The organism is Klebsiella sp. 10, from assembly GCF_018223925.1.
GTDB lineage: Bacteria > Pseudomonadota > Gammaproteobacteria > Enterobacterales > Enterobacteriaceae > Klebsiella > Klebsiella pneumoniae.
Map to the genome: position 1 here is coordinate 43,469 of NZ_JAGRRB010000017.1, position 15,193 is coordinate 58,661.

At 54.1% G+C, this 15,193-nt stretch carries 19 protein-coding genes; all 19 read left to right on the top strand.

Translation table 11 applies throughout. The features are described from left to right. Window positions 1-143 precede the first annotated feature (143 nt). The 19 genes from KHQ26_RS19520 (at window position 144) to KHQ26_RS19610 (ending at window position 15,138) form a co-directional block, all read left to right on the top strand. Window positions 144-578, top strand: a complete 435-nt coding sequence (locus KHQ26_RS19520; RefSeq protein WP_012542168.1) for a phage terminase small subunit P27 family — start codon at window positions 144-146, stop codon at window positions 576-578. Then, window positions 578-2,299 carry a terminase large subunit gene (locus KHQ26_RS19525; protein WP_021462603.1) on the top strand — a complete coding sequence of 574 codons (1,722 nt, stop codon included), beginning with the start codon at window positions 578-580 and terminating at the stop codon, window positions 2,297-2,299. The genes KHQ26_RS19520 and KHQ26_RS19525 overlap by 1 nt, the downstream gene beginning before the upstream one ends. Next, a complete protein-coding gene (locus tag KHQ26_RS19530) occupies window positions 2,293-2,472 on the top strand; it encodes a hypothetical protein (RefSeq protein WP_017898992.1) in 180 nt (59 codons plus the stop codon). The genes KHQ26_RS19525 and KHQ26_RS19530 overlap by 7 nt, the downstream gene beginning before the upstream one ends. Beyond that, window positions 2,472-3,731 carry a phage portal protein gene (locus KHQ26_RS19535; RefSeq protein WP_023279520.1) on the top strand — a complete coding sequence of 420 codons (1,260 nt, stop codon included), beginning with the start codon at window positions 2,472-2,474 and terminating at the stop codon, window positions 3,729-3,731. The genes KHQ26_RS19530 and KHQ26_RS19535 overlap by 1 nt, the downstream gene beginning before the upstream one ends. Before the next feature lie 36 nt (window positions 3,732-3,767). Next, window positions 3,768-4,688, top strand: a complete 921-nt coding sequence (locus KHQ26_RS19540; protein ID WP_014907815.1) for a S49 family peptidase — start codon at window positions 3,768-3,770, stop codon at window positions 4,686-4,688. A 77-nt stretch (window positions 4,689-4,765) separates the two neighbouring features. Next, the gene (locus KHQ26_RS19545) at window positions 4,766-6,052 is read left to right on the top strand and encodes a phage major capsid protein (protein ID WP_114258124.1); all 1,287 of its coding nucleotides are present in this window, start codon (window positions 4,766-4,768) and stop codon (window positions 6,050-6,052) included. Window positions 6,053-6,111: 59 nt separating this feature from the next. Then, window positions 6,112-6,426 (top strand): hypothetical protein, encoded by a 315-nt coding sequence (locus KHQ26_RS19550; RefSeq protein ID WP_023279518.1) that lies wholly within the window; start codon window positions 6,112-6,114, stop codon window positions 6,424-6,426. Beyond that, the gene (locus tag KHQ26_RS19555; RefSeq protein WP_020317538.1) at window positions 6,407-6,724 is read left to right on the top strand and encodes a head-tail connector protein; all 318 of its coding nucleotides are present in this window, start codon (window positions 6,407-6,409) and stop codon (window positions 6,722-6,724) included. The genes KHQ26_RS19550 and KHQ26_RS19555 overlap by 20 nt, the downstream gene beginning before the upstream one ends. Beyond that, on the top strand, window positions 6,721-7,059 hold the full coding sequence (locus KHQ26_RS19560) for a head-tail adaptor protein (RefSeq protein ID WP_014228910.1): 339 nt from the start codon (window positions 6,721-6,723) through the stop codon (window positions 7,057-7,059). The genes KHQ26_RS19555 and KHQ26_RS19560 overlap by 4 nt, the downstream gene beginning before the upstream one ends. Further along, window positions 7,040-7,429, top strand: coding sequence for a hypothetical protein (locus KHQ26_RS19565; RefSeq protein WP_023279517.1), 390 nt, complete (start codon window positions 7,040-7,042; stop codon window positions 7,427-7,429). Before KHQ26_RS19560 ends, KHQ26_RS19565 begins: the two co-directional genes overlap by 20 nt. Before the next feature lie 5 nt (window positions 7,430-7,434). Further along, the gene (locus tag KHQ26_RS19570) at window positions 7,435-7,827 is read left to right on the top strand and encodes an HK97-gp10 family putative phage morphogenesis protein (protein WP_014228912.1); all 393 of its coding nucleotides are present in this window, start codon (window positions 7,435-7,437) and stop codon (window positions 7,825-7,827) included. Between the two features lie 31 nt (window positions 7,828-7,858). After that, on the top strand, window positions 7,859-8,320 hold the full coding sequence (locus KHQ26_RS19575; RefSeq protein ID WP_014228913.1) for a major tail shaft subunit: 462 nt from the start codon (window positions 7,859-7,861) through the stop codon (window positions 8,318-8,320). A gap of 57 nt (window positions 8,321-8,377) precedes the next feature. Continuing rightward, the gene (locus KHQ26_RS19580; RefSeq protein WP_014228914.1) at window positions 8,378-8,743 is read left to right on the top strand and encodes a phage tail protein; all 366 of its coding nucleotides are present in this window, start codon (window positions 8,378-8,380) and stop codon (window positions 8,741-8,743) included. Between the two features lie 232 nt (window positions 8,744-8,975). Next, the gene (locus KHQ26_RS19585) at window positions 8,976-12,311 is read left to right on the top strand and encodes a phage tail tape measure protein (RefSeq protein ID WP_117254518.1); all 3,336 of its coding nucleotides are present in this window, start codon (window positions 8,976-8,978) and stop codon (window positions 12,309-12,311) included. After that, complete coding sequence (locus KHQ26_RS19590; protein ID WP_014228916.1) at window positions 12,311-12,649, top strand: phage tail protein; 339 nt, start codon at window positions 12,311-12,313, stop codon at window positions 12,647-12,649. Before KHQ26_RS19585 ends, KHQ26_RS19590 begins: the two co-directional genes overlap by 1 nt. Further along, window positions 12,646-13,401 (top strand): phage minor tail protein L, encoded by a 756-nt coding sequence (locus KHQ26_RS19595; RefSeq protein ID WP_032429393.1) that lies wholly within the window; start codon window positions 12,646-12,648, stop codon window positions 13,399-13,401. Before KHQ26_RS19590 ends, KHQ26_RS19595 begins: the two co-directional genes overlap by 4 nt. Before the next feature lies 1 nt (window position 13,402). Then, window positions 13,403-14,113 carry a C40 family peptidase gene (locus KHQ26_RS19600; protein WP_023317958.1) on the top strand — a complete coding sequence of 237 codons (711 nt, stop codon included), beginning with the start codon at window positions 13,403-13,405 and terminating at the stop codon, window positions 14,111-14,113. A gap of 32 nt (window positions 14,114-14,145) precedes the next feature. Further along, entirely contained in the window at window positions 14,146-14,493 is a 348-nt protein-coding gene (locus tag KHQ26_RS19605; protein WP_032429394.1) for a hypothetical protein, read from the top strand. Window positions 14,494-14,544: 51 nt separating this feature from the next. Then, complete coding sequence (locus tag KHQ26_RS19610; RefSeq protein ID WP_114258146.1) at window positions 14,545-15,138, top strand: tail assembly protein; 594 nt, start codon at window positions 14,545-14,547, stop codon at window positions 15,136-15,138. Window positions 15,139-15,193 lie beyond the last annotated feature (55 nt).

Genomic DNA, 15,193 nt, shown 5'->3' on the forward strand with positions numbered 1-15,193 from the left:
GACAGAGGCAGCTGCAGCCAGGGGTAGGGGGGAGCAAATCCCTGACCCCTTTCGCGCTTCGGGACTGCCCGTTGAAGTCTATTTTTACACGCCAGAAATAAGAAACTTTTTTCCGGAAGGTTTCATCTATCAAAGGAACGTTTATGGCCGGAGGAATTCGATCGTCCGGTGGTGGCCGAAAACCCACTTTACCCACCGGGCAAAAAAGCAAATTAACACGTATTGCGCCTCCCGCTGAGTTAATGGGGGAGGCGGCAATAAGAATGTGGAAGACGCAAAGCAAAATACTCATCGACCGAGGGGTGTTTGAGCTGGAGGACGCACCTTTGTTACTGGCTTACTGCAATGCTTTTCATCTGATGCTCGAAGCCGAAAAAATGCTGGCCAGCGGACTGACCTCAGAAAGTGAAATGGGGGGGCTGAAAAAACACCCTGCAGTTAATGTCCGGAATGACTCGGTTTCCCAGCTTGCCCGCCTGGGCTCTCTGTTGGGGTTAGATCCGCTCAGTCGTCTTCGCATGACCAGCGGACAAAAGGATCCGGACGATGACGGGAATGAATTCGATGAGTTTGACTGATGGCAACCTATCCGAACGTCAATGCAGCGAACCAGTATGCGCGGGATATCGTTGGCGGGAAGATTCTGGCGTGTCAGTTAACGATACTTGCCTGTCAGCGACATCTGGACGACCTCGAACGAGCAAAGGATCCCCACTGGCCCTACCGCTTCGATAAAAACAAAGCAGAACGATTTCTTCGTTTTGCCCAGAAAATGCCTCATACCTCAGGGGAATGGGCCCGGCGTAAACTCCGGATTGAATTTGAAGCCTGGCAGAAGTTCGCTCTTGGCGTACCGTTTGGATGGGTACACAAGAAGACAGGCCTGCGTCGTTTCTCTGAAATCTATATCGAGGTGCCCAGGAAGAACGGGAAATCCGCTATTGCCGCTGCTGTAGGAAATTATATGTTTTGTGCAGATGGCGAGCATGGTGCAGAAGTCTATTGCGGCGCCACGACTGAAAAACAGGCATGGAAGGTATTTTCTCCGGCGCTGCAAATGGTGAAAAAGCTGCCGGCATTGCGGCAAAAATTCTCGATAAAACCCTGGGCAAAAAAAATGACGCGCCCTGACGGTTCGGTTTTTGCGCCTGTGATCGGTGACCCGGGGGATGGTGATTCGCCATCATGCGCCATCATTGATGAATATCACGAACATACTACTGATGCGCTTTACACCACCATGACCACCGGTATGGGGGCTCGTGAACAACCGATGACACTGATCATCACCACTGCCGGCTATGACATTACATCCCCTTGCTATGAAAAGCGTACTCAGGTTGTAGAGATCCTGCGGAGAACCCGTAATGGCGAGGAAAATGAAACCATATTTGGTCTGATTTATGGCCTTGATGACGATGATGACTGGACGACTCCTGAGGCATTAATCAAGGCAAACCCCAACTATGGCATTTCGGTAAAAGCAGATTTTCTCCGGGCTAAACAATTATTGGGTATGTCGACGCCCGGGCAGACAAACAAGATTCTGACCAAGCATTTCAATCGCTGGGTAAGCGCAAAATCAGCTTATTACGACCTGAGAAAATGGATGGATGCAGCCGATAAAAACCTTAAGTTGTCAGATTTTGAAGGGGAAGAATGCTGGCTGGGTATCGATCTGGCCTCGAAAGTTGACCTCAATGCCGTGGTTCCAGTTTTTCGTCGTGAAATAGACGGAATAACACATTTTTACTGTGTTTCTCCTCTGTTTTGGGCACCAGAAGAAACCATTTACTCGCAGGAGACCGCGCTGAAAAGTACCGCAGAACGTTATCAGTCCTTTGTCCGGCAGGGTAAGTTGATCCCGACCGATGGTGGCGAAGTTGATTACAGGCTGATATTTGAAACGATCCTGAAGCTGCGGAATACCGTAAAAATTGCCCAATGCCCCATTGATCCTTATGGCGCGACTTCATTACGTCACATGCTTGAGGAAGAGGGGCTTGAGCCTGTCGAGATAAGACAAAATTTTACCCATATGAGTGATCCTATGAGAGAGATTGAGGCTGCGCTCATCTCGGGGAGATTCCATCATGACGGACACCCTGTCATGAACTGGTGTATTTCCAATATCGTCGGCCAGTACCTTCCCGGAAGTGACGATATTGTGCGTCCCGGGAAAGAAGGGCGGCAGAACAAGATAGATGGTGCGGTTGGTTTAATGATGGGGCTGGGGCGCGCCATGCTTAACAGTTCAGTGATGACATCCGTATACGATGAGGAAGATATAGCATGCTAATTTCAGTTCTGAGTTTTATTGTCGGCCTCACTGGTGCTGGATTGTTATCCGCAGGTGCCTGGCTTATTTCTCCATCAGTGGGATTGATAACAGGAGGGATTATTTGTCTGGGCTGGTCATATATGACAACCCGGGCCTTTTCCTCCGGCGTCAGCAATGGCGGAGGTAAATAATGTTCCTACCCCAGATGTTCAGGGGCCGACAATACTCGGGTAATAGCTTCTGGGAAGCCATGCTGGGCGGGGTTCGTTCAAGCCAGAGCAAAACTGGCATCATAATCACGCCGGAAACCGCTCTTGGACTTTCAGCGGTCCGGGCCTGTGTCACCCTCCTGGCGGAGTCAGTCGCGCAGCTGCCGTGCGAACTTTACCGGCGGGATAAAAATGGCGGGCGCCAGCGTGCGACGGACCACCCGGTTTATGACCTGATTCACTCCCAGCCCAACAGGAAAGACACCTCATTCGAGTATTTCGAGCAGCAGCAGGGGTTGCTGGGGCTTGAGGGAAATTGCTACTCGATCATTGAACGGGACGGAAAAGGCTACCCGAAAGAGCTGATCCCCATTAACCCGAAAAAGGTCATTGTGCTGAAAGGGCCGGACGGTATGCCGTATTACGAACTCCCGGAAGTCGGTGAAATTCTGCCGATGCGCATGATGCACCATGTGAAGGTCTTTTCTCTGGATGGCTATATCGGCAGTTCCCCCATTCAGACGAACGCCGATGTCTTGGGGCTGAATCTGGCCGTTGAGGAGCATGCGGCAGCGACATTCCGGCGCGGGACAACGATGAGCGGGGTGATAGAGCGTCCGAAAGAGGCTGCGACCATTAAAAGCCAGGATGCTATTGATCGCCTGCTGGCGAAATGGACCGAACGCCATTCCGGTATTCACAATATGTTCTCTGTGGCACTGCTGCAGGAGGGCATGAGCTACAAACAACTGTCGCAGGATAACGAAAAGGCGCAGCTGCTACAGTCGCGGCAGTGGGGCGTGGAAGAGGTCTGCCGGCTCTATAAAATCCCGCCACATATGGTGCAGATGCTGGCGAAAGCGACCAACAACAACATCGAGCACCAGGGCCTGCAGTTCGTGATGTATACGCTGCTGGCCTGGCTGAAACGCCATGAGGGTGCGATGCAGCGCGATCTGCTTCTGCCCAGCGAACGCCGCGATTTGTACATCGAGTTCAACGTTTCCGGGCTGCTGCGAGGCGACCAGAAGTCACGCTATGAATCGTATGCGCTGGGCCGCCAGTGGGGATGGCTATCCACTAACGATATCCGGCGTATGGAGAATCTGCCGCCAATTGCTGGCGGGGACAAATACCTGACGCCGCTCAATATGGTCGACAGCGCGAAGATCCTTCCTGGCGATAAGTCGCCGACAGCAAAACAGCTGGCCGAAATAGAATCCCTTCTGGCCAGAGCCTGATTATTTCCCGCCACGCGGGATGACCTGGAAGACAACATGACAACGAAATTAATTAACCTGCCGCACCTGGCAGATATGGTCTTTGGTGTGCCGCATTACGTGACGCGGCAAACAATGGACTCCGTGAAAGCGGTGCTCATCCCCCGTATTCAGGGGATCACCGAAGATGCCGTCATTCAGATGGCGCTGAATCCGGGTAAATCACCTGCAGCTGAGCAGGTCCAGCCCACCGGCGGGGTGGCGGTGATCCCCGTTCACGGCATTCTTGTTCCACGCCGGGGGCAGATTACGGCGATGTGCTCCGAGCTGACCAGCTACGAGCGGATCCGCGGGCAGCTGCAGGCGGCGTTAAACGACCCCTCAATCAGCGAAATCGTTCTGGATATTAACTCCGGCGGCGGCGCAGCGGTGGGGTGCAAGGAGCTGGCCGATTACATTTATCAGTCTCGCGACACGAAACCCATCACGGCGATTGTGAACTACAGCGCGTATTCCGCCGCGTATTTCATCGCATCGGCCTGCAGCAAAATCATCGTCAGCCAGACCAGTGGCGTGGGGTCGATTGGTGTGATCATGGAGCACCTCGATACGTCGAAGATGGAAGAAAAAATGGGGCTGACGTTCACCACCATTTACCGGGGAGATAACAAAAATAACGGCACCCAACATGAACCACTGAGTGAAGAGTCGCTGGGTATGTTCCAGGGCATGATCGACGAAATGTACGAGACGTTTACGGGGTCGGTGGCCGAATATCGCGGCCTGAATCAGCAGGCCGTCATTGATACGCAGGCGGGGCTGTATTTTGGCCCTGGCGCTGTGTCCGCCGGCCTGGCGGATGAAGTCTCTGACCCCCAGGCGGCGATCAATGCTATCGCGGCAAAGTATCAGCAACCCCGACAAAAAACCTCCATTCAGATGCAGGCAGCCGCGATGGATCTGCAAACCAAAATGTAACCCCGCGCAAACACAAACCGCGTCACCTTAAGCAGCCAGCAGGCTGCTTTTTTTATGTCTAAAAAGAGAGAAATAAAATGCCACATATTGAAGAATTGCGTCGTCAGCGTGCGGGTATCAACGAACAGGTTCAGGCCCTGGCAAACATTGAAGCCAGCGGCAGCACGCTGACTGCGGAGCAGCTGACGGAGTTTGCGAACCTGCAGCAGCAGTTCACTGATATCAGCGCCAAAATTGAACGCCTGGAAGCCGCCGAACGTGCTGCGGCGCTGGTCGCAAAACCCGTGAAAGCGACTCAGCAGGCCCCCGGCATTATTGTTAAGCAGGAGCCGAAACAGTACACCGGTGCTGGCATGACCCGACTGGTGATGTCTGTCGCCGCAGGCGCAGGGAATCTGCAGGACGCGGCAAAATTCGCTTCAGAAGAGCTGAATGACCAGTCCGTATCGATGGCCATTTCCACCGCTGCGGGTTCCGGTGGAGCGCTCATCCCGGAGAACATGCAAAACGAAGTCATCGAGCTGCTGAGCGACCGTACCATTGTCCGTAAGCTGGGTGCCCGCTCCGTTCCTCTGCCTAACGGCAATCTGACGTTACCGCGCTCGGCTGGCGGTGCAACGGCCAGCTACACCGGCGAAGGAAAGGATGCCAAGACGTCTGAATCAAAATTCGACGACGTAAAACTGAGTGCCAAAACCATGATCGCCCTGGTCCCGATGTCGAACCAGCTGATTGGTCGCGCCGGTTTTAACGTTGAGCAGCTGGTCCTGCAGGATATTCTGACCGCCATCGCTGTTCGTGAGGATAAAGCGTTTATGCGCGATGACGGTACCGGCGATACACCGATTGGTATGAAGTCGCGTGCGACGCAGTGGAACCGCCTGCTGCCGTGGGAAGCGGGTTCCACGATCAACCTGAACACGGTTGATGAGTACCTGGACAAGATTATTCTGATGGCGATGGATGGCAACAGCCTGATGATCCGTTGCGGCTGGGGTATGTCGAACCGTACCTATATGAAGCTGTTTGGCCTGCGTGACGGCAACGGCAACAAAGTCTACCCGGAAATGGCACAGGGTATGCTCAAGGGCTATCCGATTCAGTATACCAGCGCGATCCCTGTTAACCTGGGCGAAAGTGGTAAGGAAACGGAAATTTATTTCGCCGACTTCAATGATGTTGTCATCGGTGAAGATGGTTCCATGAAGGTCGATTTCTCCAGAGAAGCCACCTATCTCGATGCAGAAGGTAACCCAGTTTCCGCGTTCTCGCGTAACCAGTCGCTGATCCGCGTCGTCCTCGAACACGATATCGGCTTCCGTCATCCGGAAGGCCTGGTGCTGGGTACCGGCGTCCTGTTCTAACCCACCCCCTCTGTTAATAAAGCCCGCATATGCGGGCTTTTCCCTTTAAGGAGAATGTTATGGCTGCGAAAAATAAAGCAGTGGAGCCGGAAGAAACGGTCGTACAGGACAACCATGCGACCGAGACCGCACAGGACAACCATGCGACTGAGACCGCACAGGATAACCGTGCGACCGTGGTCGCACAGGCAGAACGTAAATCCGTTGTGTTCCTCGGTCCGCATAGCCGTTATTCCCGTGGTGATATCGCGTGGTTTGAAGGATCGCACGCCGAAGAGCTGGTTAAGCGCCGTATCGCGGTATGGCCGAAGGATGCCGAACGCGCGCTGAAACCGAAGCCGGGAGACAGCGATTTTGATACTGACATTGGATGATGTGAAAACCCAGCTACGCCTGGAACTGGATTTCACGGAGCATGACGCCATGCTCACGCAAATGGTGAACGCCGCACAGCGGAGCATCGAGCGTGATTATTACTGCAAGCTGGTCACCAGTGATGAAGAGCTGCAGGCACTCCCGGAGACCGTCCGCGGATTTATCGCGGATGAAGATATCCGGCTGGCCATTCAGTTTCTGGTCAGCGATGCGTATCTGAATGGCCATACCGGACAGTGGCTGGAAACCGCTGCGGTGAGGCATCTTCTTTTCCCCCTGCAGGAGCATACGCTATGAGCCTGAAACCGGGTGATATGAACTGTCGCATTGCGATTAGCTACGTTCAGTCCGGTCGGGGGCCGCTGGGCGAACCGCTACCGGAAAAGCAGGTTGAATCGGGAAAAGCGTGGGCAAAACGGGAGCTGGTATCGGGGCGAAAAGTCCGCACGCTGGATCAGCAGCAGGTGGTGGAAACCTGCCTGTTTACGGTCTATCCGGGTGTGCTGGTTGATATTGACTGGAAAATCACGACGAAAAATCTGGTTTATACCGTCCGGAATATTGACCGCAAAACGGACCGGATCATTATCACGGGGGAGGCTGACGGGCGGCATGATAGAGCTGGCGATTAAGGGTGCGCTGGAGCGCATCACCGGCATGAATGCGTATCCGCTTTTACTGCCGGACACGGTCCAGGAAGGAGCGACCTTTCAGCGTATCTCTGACCCGGAGATGGTCTCGGGAATGTTGCGAACGGGGATCGTCTCTGCCCGTATCCAGGTGAATCTGTACCGTCTCGATGATTACACCTCACTGCTGCAGCTGGATAAAAAAATCTGGACGGAACTGAAGTCCGTCGTTCATGGCCAGCTGGAGGGTATCACGGTTCAGTATGTGGAGCGAGGCGGTATCCATCAGGATAAAAACCAGCTGACGAATCGTCGCATTCAGTATCGCCTGACCCGCGATTTCATCATTCACTACGTGGAGGACTCCTCGTGATCCGAATGGAAGTTAAAGGGCTGGATGAGCTGGAGCGGCAGTTAATGGCCCTGGGCGAAAAAGTGGCGACGAAGGTATTGCGGGATGCCGGGCGCGAAGCGCTAAAGGTCGTCGAGGAAGATATGAAGCAGCATGCCGGCTTTGACGAAACGTCTGCCGGGCCGCACATGCGGGACTCAATCAAAATCCGCTCTTCCACCCGCAAGGGTAAAGGGAACGCGGTTGTAACGCTCCGTGTTGGCCCCAGCAAGCAACACCATATGAAGGCGCTGGCGCAGGAGCTTGGCACGGTTAAACAGGTTGCAGACCCCTTTATCCGACCCGCCCTGGATTACAACCTCCAGACCGTTTTGCGCGTGTTAACCGTGGAAATCCGAAACGGCATTGAAAACAGGTAGCATCCGCTGCCGTATAAAAAGAGAGAGAAACATGGCTGATAAAACTTCGCCTGAATATGCGATGTTGCCGGCGGGCACCATTGTGAAATACGGGGAGCCTGGCGCTGCCACGTCAGCGCTGAAACCGCTGATTAACTGTAAAGCGCTGGGTGCAATGGGGCAGACGGGGGGCTTTGTCGACTGCACCACGTTACTGGATAAGCAGAAACAGTCCATCAGCGATCTGCCTGACGGGCCTGAAAAGTCGCTGGGCTTCATTGATGATCCGGGCAATACCGATTTTGCCGCGCTGCTGAATGCAGCAGAGGCCCGCAAGACCATCCAGTTATACGTCGAATTACCCAACAAGCGAACAGCGACGATGCTCCTGGCGCTGTCCGGCTGGCAGATGAATGAAATCGCCGCTCCGGCGAATGAGGTCATCCAGATCACTGTTCAGGGTAAGCAGAACAAGATCACCTGGGGAACCGTCGCTGTCTCCGGCGGCGCCTGATTAACTTAACCTGTAAACAGCCACCTTCGGGTGGCTTTTTATTTTTAAGGACTACCTGTGAAAGATAAAGATTACCTGTCCACGCTGAAATCCGCGTTGCTTAAATCGGAGCCAACCGTCATTAAAACCGAGTTGTTTGGCGCAACCGTATTCATCCGCCGCCTGACCGGGGATTACCTCATCAGCTACGAAGAGAAAATGGCTGAAACCGCAAAAGCTGGCGCAGCACGCGAGGCATCGGAGCAAGTCATCCAGATCGTCATCGATGCACTGGTTCAGCCGGATGGAACGGCCATTCCGGATGAGTTTAAACCCACGGCAGCCGAGCTGCTGAAGGCCCATGAAAACCCCGAACTGCTGGCCGCAGTGGAAAAAGTGAAGCAACACGCAATCGGCAAGCTGGAGGAAGCGGAAAAAAACTGAGTGACTCGCCCTGGCTGGAGCTGATTTTCTGGCTGGCCGACCGCTGGGGCGAGCCTGACCCATCCAAAATTGCCGCGTTGCCGGCAAACACTCTGTACCACTGGCGAGCCTATTTCCTGAAACAGGGCACTTTCCGCCGTCCTGGCGATGAAAACGCGCCACCAACCGAAACCACACCTGCGCCATCCCGGGTCGATGATGAATGCGCGGCAGTCATGAGGGCATTAATGTAATGGCAGACGTCGCATCTTTAGCGGTCGGGCTGCACCTGAACGCAGCCAGTTTTAAATCCCAGCTGCTGGGAGCGTATGGCAATGCGGAGAACCAGTCACGACGGTTTAACCGTAATGCCCAGGCGGACGCGAAAAAGACGGAAGACGCCTATAAGAAGGTCGGTCTGTCGATATCCGGGATGGCCAGCCGGCTGGCGGGGCTGGCAGGAGCCGGCCTTTCCATCGGTACGATCGTCACCACGTCCAGACAATATGGACAGGCGTTATCAGATCTGCAGGCCATCACCGGTGCGACTGCAGCTGAAATGAAAGCGCTGGATCTGGCTGCGCAGGAAATGGGGCGCACGACAGAGTACAGCGCCAGCCAGGCCGCCGAAGCGTTAAAGCTGATGGCGTCGGCTAAACCGGAGCTTTTAAAAACGTCCGATGGACTGCAGAAGGCTACGAACAGCGCGCTTATCCTGGCGCAGGCCGCCGGCACAACGCTGCCCGATGCGACCAGAACGCTGGCGCTCTCCTTAAACCAGTACGGGGCGAGCGCGCAGGAAGCGGATCGTTATATCAACGTGCTGGCCGCCGGCGCGAAGTACGGGTCGTCGGAGATTGTGGATACAGCGGCCGCCATTAAAAATGGTGGCGTTGCAGCCGCACAGGCCGGCGTTGGTTTTGAGCAGCTGAATGCCGCGATTCAGGTGCTGGCAGAGCGTGAAATTAAAGGCGGTGAAGCCGGCACGGCGCTGCGTAACGTCATCCTGAACCTGGAAAAGGGCACAGACAAGAGCCTCAAGCCATCCGTGGTTGGTCTCAGCCAGGCGCTGACCACTCTTTCCGGGAAAAATCTATCCACGGCCCAGGCCGTAAAAATGTTTGGCGTGGAGAACCTGAATGCGGCGTCTATCCTGGTCCAGAACCGTTCAAAGCTTGATGAGCTGACCGCTTCCCTGACCGGTACCAAAACGGCGCATGAGCAGGCATCCATCAGGGTTAACAACCTGAACGGCGATTTGCTGGGGCTGAGCAGTGCGTTTGAAGGGATGGTCATTAAGATCGGCCAGAGCAGTAACGGGCCACTTCGCAGCGGGATTCAGGTTGCCACGGAGGCACTGAACAGCCTGGCAGACAATTTCAACACCGTCTCCAGCGTGGCGCTTTACAGCCTGATCCCCGTGTTATCCACGAAACTGACTGCAGGGCTGCGGGAGAATATCGCGGCCTGGCGGGAAAGCCAGGCGGCGGTAAAAGCGCGGGCGCAGGCTGATGCGGATATTGCCCGCAAAACTCTGGATTCGACAGCTGCCATCCTGAAACAGAACGACGCTGAGTTTGGCCACTACCGGCAGATGGAGCGGACGGCTAAACAGTACGGGATGAATATCAGTTACCAGGATGAGTTTACCCGCCTCATCCGACAGGAAACTGAACAAACCAATCTGGCCAGCCAGGCGAAACTGAAACTGGCGGCGGCAAACCGGCAATTGTCGATATCAGCCCGCGCGGCCTCCGTTGCGGTGGGGCTGGCAAGAGGTGCATTAAATATAATCGGTGGTCCGTTCGGCGCCGCGATGCTGGCCGGTTCGGGCCTCCTTTACTTTCATGAGAAAGCAAAGGAGGCCAGGCAGTCAGCCATTGATTTAAAAGATGCCGTAGTCGAAACCAGTGAAGCGCTGATGCGCCTCTCGCTTAACCAGCTAAATGTGAAGCAGTTCGACCTGGAGGATCAGTACGAAAACCAGGTCGTGCAGCGTAACCAGCTGATGAAAGAGATTCAGGATGCCGACAGTCGTATCGACAGCCTGAAAGGGTTTGACCCCTTCGGCCAGCTGGAAGGGGTAACAAAAGGCCAGGCGCGTGCACGGGCGGATCTCGATAGCGTTAACGAGGGACTCCGCAAAACCGAGGAAAACATTAAGCGTGTCAGTGATGCAAAAACACTGGCTCAGCTGGGTTTATCGGGAAAAATAACCTCCCTTACGGACGATCTGAAAGGGGCGTTAAGCACGCCCCCCAAAGAGACCGGAGATGGAAATCCCTGGGGCGGCGATGGCGGTACCGGCACGGGGAAAGGCAGTAAGTCCAAGGTCGACCAGTTCAAAACGCTGCGGCAGCAAATTGAAGAAGCCCATGCGTCCAGCCTGGCCAGAATTAACCTGCAGGAAAAGGACAGTAACAGGGAGCTGCAGGAAGCGGCGAAGAAAAATGGCGCCAGTGATGCTGACCTGCAGCGCGCGCTGTTAATGAACGCAGAGAATTACCAGAAACAGCGACTGGATCTGGCCGCGCAGTATTCCCCCGCCCAGGAAAATCTGCGAAAAGAGCAGGAAGCCAGCCGGGACCTGGCTGAGCTTTTCAAAGCCCGCCTTCTTGATGAAAAAGAGTACCAGGCCGCACGAATAACGCTGGCCAGAGATACTGCGAAAGAGCTGCTGCAGGCGCATGCCGATGAAATCGCTGCGCCGGCACTGGATATCGCCGGCGAAGTTGATCCACTGGTCTCGCTGCGCAATCAGCTTGCGCAGCGGCAGGCATTGCTGCAGGCGTACTACCAGGGCAGCGCGATCAGCAAAGAACAGTACGAAATGCTGATGCAGAAGGCGACGAAAGAATCCGCCGATGCGCAGTATCAGACGTCACTGGAGTTATACCGATCACAGGGAGAATTCCAGAGCCTGGCCGTCGGGTTATTTGAAACGGCCCATGAGCGCTCAAGCAACTTCCTGACGAGCATGCTGACGCGGACGAGAAGCTTTAAGGAGAACATGGCTGACCTGTTTTCCTCGCTCACGCAGTCGATCATAAAAAACCTCGTTGATATGGCCGCTCAGGCGCTGGTCACCAGTTCCGTCATGCAAACCATTATGGGCGTGGTGGGCGTCGGGACCAGCGTTGTCACGGGCGCTGCGGGCGCAGGCTCGGGGACGGCGATCCAGAATGCCGCCAGTAACTTCCAGTTCAACGCCAAAGGCGGCGTTTACGACTCGCCGTCGCTGAGCGCATACAGCAACCAGGTCTACGACTCTCCGCAGTTCTTCGCTTTCGCAAAAGGGGCCGGCGTATTTGGCGAGGCCGGGCCGGAGGCCATCATGCCACTGACGCGTGCCGGCGATGGTTCGCTGGGTGTACGCGCTGTCGGTGGTGGTCAGAACGCCGGCGCGTCGGAAGGGCCAAAAGTCTATATCACGATTGAAGGCGGAAACACCTCAACGCAGGCGCCGTCAGGTTTTGAGCAGTTTGGCCAGCAGATCGGCTCGTTTGTGGAGAAAAAATACAGGGAGCTGATGGCGCAGGATATGCGCCCTGGCGGGATGGTCTGGAATGCAGTTAAAGGGCAACGCTAATGGCTATTGAGATATTCACCTGGAGTCCGCGGGTTAATCCCCAGCAGACCGTTAACTTTCGTGTCCGGAAGGCGCAGTTCGGTGACGGGTATACGCAGGTATCCGGCGATGGTATTAACACCCGATCACAGGATTGGGAGCTGAGTTTTGTCGGTACGGAGGACTATATCCGTCCGATTAAGCAGTTCTTCGACCGTCATGCAGGCACCCGCGCGTTTCAGTGGACCCCGCCTCTGGAAGAGGTGGGGCTTTTCCGCTGCGAACAATATAAACCGGTGCCTCTGGGCGGCGGAAATTACTCACTTTCAGCCACTTTTATTCAGGCATTTAAACCATGAGCCTTAACGCGAATTATCAGAAGTTAGAGCCAGGCGATGAGGTTCGTCTCCTGGAGATCGATGGCCAGGCGTTTGGCCTGGATGAGGTTTTGTATTTCCACGGCTATAACGTTCCCCATACTGCAGCCGAAATCCTCGCCGCTGGCGGCGACCTGGATAAGCTGCCGGCGAAAAGCATCTGGTGGCAGGGGCGCGAGTATAAAGCCTGGCCATGTGACATCGAAGGGATCGAGTCATCCACCACGGGCAGCGACGCGCAGCCAACGCTGCGGGTAGGGAATATCGACGGAAAGATATCCGCGCTCTGTCTTCATTACGACGATCTGGCTCTGGCGCGGGTTGTCATCCACGACACGCAAAAACAGTATCTCGATGCGAAGAACTTTCCGAAAGGGAATGCCTCAGCTGATCCGACGCAGGAGAAACGGCGCCTTTTCTTCATCGACGTAAAGCATTATGAAGACGATGAGAAGGTGGAATTTACTCTCTCCAGCCCGTTTGCCCTGCAGGGGATGATGATCCCCACTCGCCAGCTGCATGCGATTTGCACCTGGTGTATCCGCAATCAATACCGCAGCGGTAACGGGTGCGACTATGCCGGCACCCGGTATTTTGACAGGAACAATCAGCCAGTTGATGACCCGTCGCAGGATGTCTGCAACGGAACGCTCACGGCCTGCAAATTACGTCATGGTGAGAATAGCGAACTGCCGTTTGGCGGGTTCCCCGGCACTTCATTAATCAGGAGCTGATATGCGTCAGAAAACGATTAAGGCCATCCAGGAACATGCGGCCGCAGAATATCCGCGCGAGGCCTGCGGCCTCGTCGCCCAGAGGGGCCGAGCGGAGCGTTATTTCCCCTGCCGGAACCTGGCCACAGAGTCGAAAGATAATTTTGTGCTGGCGCCGGAGGATTATGCGGAGGTTGAGGAATGGGGAACGATCACCGGTATTGTTCACAGCCATCCTGATGCCACCACCCAGCCGAGCGAACTGGATAAAGCGCAATGCGACGCGACCCTTCTCCCCTGGCATATTATCAGCTGGCCAGAAGGCGATCTCCGTACCATCCACCCGCGTGGTGAGTTGCCGCTCCTCGAGCGACCATTCGTGCTGGGCCACTACGATTGCTGGGGCCTGGTGATGAGCTATTTTCGGCAAACCCACGGCATCGAGCTGCACGATTACCGCGTCGATTATCCGTGGTGGGAAAAGGAGTATCCGGACAATTTTTATCAGGACTGCTGGTATGAATGCGGGTTCCGTGAGTTTGATGGTCCACCGCAACCGGGTGATATGGTGATCATGCAGGTGCAGGCGGATAAGTGGAACCACGCCGGGATTCTGCTGGAAGGGAACCTGCTGCTGCATCACCTGTATGGCCATCTCAGCAAGCGCGTGCCGTATGGTGGGTACTGGATGGAAAGGACAATGAAAATCGTTCGATATCATTCTCTATGTTAACCTTTTGTTGAAACAGCAAAAGGATATAAGGAATGAAAAAAGCTATCTTCGGAGCCACATTACTTCTGGCATCATCAACTTTTGCGGGAACAGTTGATGATTATTTATCACGCCATCCGCAATTAAAAGAAAGCGCCACTGTCGATATTTATGTAAAACGCATGGCATTCATGATGGCATTAATGGATGCACAACAACGATATAATAGGTCAGACGATGACTTTATATATCAACTCCTTTCAAGCAATGGTGATAAATATGCAAGGATGGGCGTAAGGAAATTTGCCCGTGATTGCAGGATAGAGAGGAGTATAGGTCAAAGTGGCGATCTTAATAAAGAAGAGTGTGATTTAATAATCAAGGCAGACAAACAAAAATAGGTTAAATAAAAAGCAGCATTTGAAATGCTGTTTTTTTCTGTTAGGTGCCAAATGAAAGAAACAATGACCAAAATAATACTTTCTGGAGTATTAGGTAAAACTTTTGGGAAAATTCACTATCGTTTAATTAGCACTGTTCATGAAGCAGGGCAGGCATTATCGGCAACGATACCAGGCTTCGAAAAATTCATGATTACCAGCAAAGAGCGTGGACTAACCTATGCGGTATTTAAGGGTGAAAAAAATATTGGGAAGGATGATTTAGGATTTCCTGTTGGTGGTGAAGTCATCCGAATTGTTCCTGTTTTAATTGGTAGTAAAAAGGCGGGACTGCTTCAAACAATTCTTGGAGCAGTTATTATTGTTGCCTCTGCTGTCGGCTCTTACTTTGTTCCTGGCAACCCCGTGTCAGCATTTGGTTATAAAATGGGGGCTGCGATGATGCTCGGCGGCGTCGTTCAAATGCTTTCTCCACAGCCAGCTGGCCTGGCACGAAAAGAATCCGCTGACAATAAAGCGTCCTACGGCTTTGGGGGCGTGACGAACACTGCCTCTCAGGGATACCCGGTCCCTTTGCTTTATGGCAAACGCCGAATTGGCGGCGCCATTATATCTGCCGGTATTTACGTAGAAGACCAGCAATAATTTTTATTCAGTAAACCATCCAATTCAGGCCACCTTGCGGTGGCTTTTTTTATGG